This is a genomic window from Allobosea sp. (assembly GCF_036675845.1).
Lineage (GTDB): Bacteria > Pseudomonadota > Alphaproteobacteria > Rhizobiales > Beijerinckiaceae > Allobosea.
The window spans coordinates 49,606-55,605 of record NZ_JAKFED010000138.1 but is presented as its reverse complement, the minus strand read 5'-3'; the positions used below and the strand labels follow the sequence as shown (position 1 = coordinate 55,605).

Here is a 6,000-nt window from a genome sequence, read left to right as displayed (position 1 = left end):
GCCCGCCCTTCGAGCTTCGCCCGGTTCTCGCGGAACAGCTTGCGCAGCGCCGCCAGCACGGCGAGCACCGCCGGGCGCTGGCGGGCGATCTCATGCGAGACGAGGAAGATCTCGTCGGCCGTCGCCTCCGGCGGTTCCTCGAGGCGGACGAGGCTTTCGTCGGCATCGGCGATGAAGCAGGGCGCCATCGAGACCGCACCGGAAGAGCGGATGCTCTCATAGCGCGCGGCGGAATCGGCGACCCGCGCCGCGATCGGTCGCCCTGCCGCCCAGGCCAGGATGTGCTGCTCGATCCGCGAGGAGACATCGCGGCTGACCGAGATGATCGGCGCGCTCGCGGGGTCGACGCCGCAGCGGGCATAGAGCGCCTGTACCAGCCGGCCGACCTTCTGGCCGAAATAGCCGGTCCCCTCCGGCGGCTTGCGCATGCGGATGGCGATCTCCGCCTCGCCGCGCGCCAGGTCGAGCCGTTCGCGCGTGCTGAGGATGACGATCTCGACGCCGCCGGCCGCCGCCGACAGCCTGGTCGCGTGCATGGTGAGGAGCAGGCTGATCGAGGTCGTCGCGGTGATCCGCACCGGTGCGTCGTCGGATGGCAAGGCCGCTTTCGCCCGGCTGGCGAAGCGGGCTGCGGCGGCAGCGACTCCAGCGGCGTCCTGGGCGAGCGCGGCGCCGATCTCGGTCGGGATCAGGCGGTTGGCACCGCGCCGGAACAGCGGGATGCCGAGCCGGGCTTCGAAGCCCCGCAACCGCCTTGCGACGGTCGTCTCGCTCAGCCCCAGCGCGGTCGCCGCCACGGCCAGTGCCCCGGCGGTGGCGACGGCGTGGAAGATCTCGATGTCCTCCCAGCGCAGGGCTGCCAACTCGCCATCGCGTCGAGATGGAGGGGAAGCAGGCTGCCCCATGCGATCAGCGGCCAGCGGCAAGGCGGGGAGGCGGGGCGTTCCGGGGCGTCATGACAGGCACAAGGCGAAGGGTTTTGCATGCGAACAACATGTCCGCATGCAGGCTTCGCGGCAGCCCGGCAGGATTGGGGGGCAGCCCGGCACGGCCGGCGCTGCCGTGCCCAGGCCTCACAGGTCGATCAGCTCGCCGGCGAAGGCGGCGCGCTCCTGGATGAAGATGAAGCGCGCTTCGGGCTTGTTGCCCATCAGGCGCTCGACCGTGTCCGAGGTCTCCTGCTTGTTCTCGTGGTCGACCATGACCTTGAGCAGCAGGCGCTTGGCCGGGTCCATGGTGGTCTCCTTGAGCTCGGCCGGCATCATCTCGCCGAGACCCTTGAAGCGGCCGATCTCCGGCTTCTTGCCCTTGAACACCGTCTCCAGCAGTTCGGCCTTGTGCGCGTCATTGCGGGCATAGACCGACTTGGTGCCATGGCGCAGCCGGTAGAGCGGAGGCACCGAAAGATACAGATGCCCCTTCTCGATCAAATGCGGCATCTGGCGCCAGAAGAAGGTCACCAGCAGCGAGGCGATATGGGCGCCGTCGACATCGGCGTCGGTCATGATGATGACCTTCTCGTAGCGCAGGTCGTCTTCGCGGAACTGGGTGCCGATGCCGCAGCCGAGCGCCAGGATCAGGTCGGCGAGCTGCTGGTTGGCATTGAGCTTGTCGCGCGTCGCATTGGCGACGTTGAGGATCTTGCCGCGCAGCGGCAGGATGGCCTGGGTCTTGCGGTTGCGCGCCTGCTTGGCCGAGCCGCCGGCCGAATCGCCCTCGACGATGAAGATCTCGGAGCCGGCGGCGCCGGCATTGCTGCAATCGGCGAGCTTGCCGGGCAGGCGCAGCTTGCGCGTCGCGGTCTTGCGCGAGACCTCCTTCTCGAGCCGACGGCGCAGGCGCTCCTCGGCCCGGTCGACCGACCAGTCGAGCAGGCGCAGCGCCTGCTGCGGCGAGGCGGCGAGCCAGTGGTCGAAGGCGTCGCGGATCGCGTTCTCGACGATGCGCGACGCTTCGAGCGTCGCCAGCTTGTCCTTGGTCTGGCCCTGGAATTCCGGCTCGCGGATGAAGACCGAGAGCATGGCGGCGCAGGTCGCCATGACGTCGTCGGAGGTGACCTGGGCCATGCGCTTGCTCTGGCCGATGCGCTCGGCATGGTCGCGCAGTCCGCGCAGCAGCGCGATGCGCAGGCCCTGTTCGTGGGTGCCGCCCTCGGACGTCGGGATGGTGTTGCAGTATGAGGAGGCGAAGCCGTCCTCGCCGGTGGCGAGCCAGGCGACCGCCCATTCGAGCGAGCCATGGCCGCCCTGCTTGCTGATCTTGCCGCCGAAGATCGGCTCGGCGACCAGGTCCTTGCCCTCGATCTCGCCGGCGAGGTAGTCGCGCAGGCCGCCGGGGAAGCGGAACACCGCCTCCGGGGCGACGTCGCCCTCGGGCTTCAGCAGCGATGGCGGGCAGGTCCAGCGGATTTCGACGCCGCCGAAGAGATAGGCCTTCGAGCGCGCCATCCGGAACAGGCGGGCGGGCACGAATTGCGCGCCTTCGCCGAAGATCTGCGCGTCGGGATGGAAGCGCACGCGGGTGCCGCGCCGGTTGGCGACGCGCCCGACCGTCTCCAGCGGTCCCTGCGGCAGGCCGCGCGAGAAGATCTGGCGGTACAGCACCTGGCCGCGCGCGACCTCGACCTCGAGCCGGTCGGAGAGCGCGTTGACGACGGAGACGCCGACGCCGTGCAGGCCGCCCGAGGTCTCATAGGCCTTCGAATCGAACTTTCCGCCGGCATGCAGGATCGTCATGATCACTTCGAGGGCCGACTTGCCCGGGAATTTCGGGTGCGGATCGACCGGGATGCCGCGGCCATTATCGGTGACCGCCAGCGAGCCGTCCTCGAACAGCTCGACATCGATGAAGGTGGCGTGGCCTGCCACCGCCTCGTCCATGGCATTGTCGATCACCTCGGCGAAGAGATGGTGCAAAGCGCGTTCGTCGGTGCCGCCGATATACATGCCCGGCCGACGGCGCACCGGCTCCAGCCCTTCCAGGACCTCGATCGCCGAGGCGTCGTAACCGGCTTCCGACAAGGTGCCGGAGCGGACCGGGGCAGGGGCTCGCGCCGGCTTCGGCGGCGCGGCGGCGGGCACGCGCGTTTCCACGCCTGCGAGCTTGCCGTCATCGTCGCCGAAAAGATCGTCTGCCATCGCTTTTGCGCCCAGGTGATTCGCAACATGGAAACATAGCGCATCCACGGCCCGACAGGGCCGGCAGGGCGCCGCCCGCCCGCAATAGACCGATATCGCGCCGGCCGGAAGGCGGGATGCGTCCGAGGCCGCTCAATGTCACCGCGCCGTCATCCCCCGATGTCAAGAGCTGCGGGAACGTCGAGCGGACCTGCGCGGTTCAGCCGGCGTTAACCATGCTGGTCGGATGATCGCTTCATCCGGCGCGGGCTTGGCTTGGACGGCGGTTTGGCTATGCTGTTCCTCAAGGGGAGGGTGCCGTGGCGTCGCGTACGATCGTGCCGAAGATCAGGCTTGCCAGGCTCGAGCGGGCCGCTCGCCATGCCGGCGAAGCCTTCGCCCATGAGGAGCTCTCCGGCTTTCCCAGCGCCCGCGAAGCCGAATCGGCGCAATTGCGCCGGCTGTGGTGGGGTGCGGCGGCGATCGCCCTGGTCGGGCTGGTGATCCTCGCCTTGCGCTGAAGCGCGTCAGCCCTTCCTCAATCTTTCATCGCTAGAACGGCCTCTGCGGAGGTCGCCATGCGTGCAGTCATCGTCAGTGATTTCGGTTCCGTCAACGGCGGCGCCGCCAAGGTCGCGATCGAGAGCGCACGGGGGTTGGCCGAGGCCGGCGTCGAGATCGTCTTCGCCTGCGCCATCGCGCCGGTCTCCGACCGGCTCGATCATCCGCTGATCGAGGTGGCGCGTTATCCGGGCGAGGAGGTCTGGCAGGTCGGCAGCAAGCTCGCCGCCGCTCGCCAGGGCATCTGGAACGCCGGCGCGCACGAATTCCTCAGCGCCCTGCTGGCCCGCCAGCCGCGTGGAAAGACCCTGGTGCATCTCCATCAATGGACCAAGGCCTTCAGCCCCGCTGCGATCGCCGCGGCGGGCGCCAGCGGTCTGCCGGTCGCCATCACCATGCACGACTATTTCTCGTTCTGCCCGGTCGGCGGCTATTTCGACTTCAAGGCCGGCGCGCCCTGTCAGCAGAGGCCGATGTCGGTCGGCTGCGTCACCGCCAATTGCGACCGCTCATCCTATGTCCACAAGCTGGTGCGGATCGCCCGGCAATGGCGTTCCGACGAGGCGATGCGCAGCCTCCACGCGCCGCTCTTCCTGCATGTCAGCGATTTCGCCCGGCGCTTCGCCGAGCCCTTCCTGCCGAAGGCGGCGCGTCATGTCGTGGTCGAGAACATGATGGAGGCGGAGCGGCGCGAACCGGTGGATGTCGCGCGCAACCGGCATGCGCTGTTTCTCGGGCGCTTCACCCAGGAGAAGGCTGGCGATGTGCTGGCGCGTGCCGCGCGCGCTGCCGGGATGCCGGTGCGCTTCGTCGGCGAGGGGCCGCTCGCCGCCGAGATCGCCCGGGTCAACCCGCAGGCGGAGGTGCGCGGCTGGGTGCCGGCCGAGCGCGTCTTCGACGAGATCGCGCAGGCGCGCTGCCTGGTGCTGCCTTCGCTCTGGTACGAGCCGGGGCCGCTGGTGATCGCCGAGGCTCGTTCGCTTGGCGTGCCGGTCGTGCTGGCGCGCACCACCGGCCCCGCGAGCTGGATCGAGGATGGGACCGACGGCATCCTGGTCGAAGGCGGCGATGTCGAGGGACTGAGCGCCGCGCTGGCGCGGATGCAGGACGACGAGGTCGCGGCGCGCATGGGCGCGGCCGCCTATCGCCGCTACTGGGCCGACCCGCTGACCATCGAACGCCATGTCGGCCGGACGATCGCGGCCTATCGCGGGCTGCTGCAGGTTACTGGCGATCAGGCCGCCAGCGCCTGATCCGCAATGATCGCAGGCCATTGCGAGGATCTGCTCATCGCGATCAGGTTGTAGCCCTTGGTGCGATCGCGCTTGTGCGCGTCGAGCTCGCCGGCATCCACGATCGCGACGATGCGGTCGTCGAGCAGGAGATGGGCCGCCAGGTCACGTTCCTCGAGAATATGCCGGGTCAGGCCGTGGGTCGCGTCGGCGCCGTGGTCTTCGTAGATCACCAGGGCGTCGTCGCGCAGGGCCTGCTCCATGCCGGCGAGCGCCTCGCGCTCGACGCCTTCGACATCGAGCTTGACGACCAGCCGGCGGGCCGTCCAGCCCTGCTGCACGAGCAGGTCGTCGATCGCAATCGAGGTCACGCTCTCGCCGTCAGCAGCTTCGCCGGCGGCCGCGATGCCGCGCGCTTCATGCGCTTCGGCGTTCAGGCTGACCTCGACGCCCGAGCGGTCGAGGATGGCGCGGTGGAAGGCCGCGACCTTGCCGGCATGCGGCGCGACGTTCTCAGCCAGCAGGGTGAAGGTCGGCGCCGAGGCCTCGATGGCGAGAACCGGCTTGCCACCGCCGGTGCGCGAGGCGACGAAGACCGACCAGTAGCCGATATTGGCGCCGCAATCGACGAAGCCGTAATCGACGTCGACCAGCAATCGCAGGAAGCGCGCCATTTCCGGCTCGTGATCGTAGGAGCGCAGCAGCATCCGGTTCCAGTAAGGATCGCTGGCGGGAAAGCTGACCTGCGCGTCCGGGCCGAGCCCGATCCGGGCCGTCCGCCCGGTCCAGGCGGCGTTGCCGACCAGCCGGCAGGCCTTGTAGAGGCCACGCTGCATCAATGGCCGCGAGAGCGCGCCATAGGCATCGAGCGCGCCGATAAGCGCGCGCTGGCGCCAGTCGCCGGCAATGAGGCGCCCGGTGCTGCGGTCGATGGCGATGTCGGCAGTGCTGGGGGCAGCCATGGCGGCACTCCGCTGAGGACGGGAGCACGTCGCTAGCTGAAAGACTTTTCCGGCCGGTAAAGGCGCTCGCAGAAAGTCGCTCCGTTCGAGCCCGGCGCTGGCGCGCAAAAAAACCAGGGCGTCGCCGCC

General features: G+C 69.2%; 5 protein-coding genes. 2 read left to right on the top strand and 3 right to left on the bottom strand.

The genetic code is table 11. The features are described 5' to 3' along the window. Together V6M56_RS14505 and parE are read right to left on the bottom strand one after the other, a co-directional pair. Window positions 1-863 (bottom strand): LysR family transcriptional regulator (locus tag V6M56_RS14505; RefSeq protein WP_332684810.1); only part of this gene is annotated, 863 nt, incomplete at its 3' end. Between the two features lie 210 nt (window positions 864-1,073). Continuing rightward, window positions 1,074-3,137: a DNA topoisomerase IV subunit B gene (gene parE / locus V6M56_RS14500; protein ID WP_332684809.1), complete on the bottom strand. Its 2,064-nt coding sequence runs from the start codon at window positions 3,135-3,137 to the stop codon at window positions 1,074-1,076. Window positions 3,138-3,436: 299 nt separating this feature from the next. Here parE and V6M56_RS14495 point away from each other — a divergent pair, with 299 nt between their 5' ends. Continuing rightward, window positions 3,437-3,637 (top strand): hypothetical protein, encoded by a 201-nt coding sequence (locus tag V6M56_RS14495; protein ID WP_332684808.1) that lies wholly within the window; start codon window positions 3,437-3,439, stop codon window positions 3,635-3,637. A gap of 57 nt (window positions 3,638-3,694) precedes the next feature. Further along, a complete protein-coding gene (locus V6M56_RS14490; protein WP_332684807.1) occupies window positions 3,695-4,930 on the top strand; it encodes a glycosyltransferase family 4 protein in 1,236 nt (411 codons plus the stop codon). On the opposite strand, the gene V6M56_RS14485 is transcribed toward V6M56_RS14490, so the two are convergent. Continuing rightward, complete coding sequence (locus V6M56_RS14485; RefSeq protein ID WP_332684806.1) at window positions 4,912-5,871, bottom strand: FkbM family methyltransferase; 960 nt, start codon at window positions 5,869-5,871, stop codon at window positions 4,912-4,914. The genes V6M56_RS14490 and V6M56_RS14485 overlap by 19 nt on opposite strands. Window positions 5,872-6,000: the final 129 nt, after the last annotated feature.

Coding starts and splice junctions, on each gene's coding strand:
- parE (WP_332684809.1), bottom strand. CDS start 3,137: ATGGCAGACGATCTTTTCGGCGACGATGACGGCAAGCTCGCAGGCGTG.
- V6M56_RS14490 (WP_332684807.1), top strand. CDS start 3,695: ATGCGTGCAGTCATCGTCAGTGATTTCGGTTCCGTCAACGGCGGCGCC.
- V6M56_RS14485 (WP_332684806.1), bottom strand. CDS start 5,871: ATGGCTGCCCCCAGCACTGCCGACATCGCCATCGACCGCAGCACCGGG.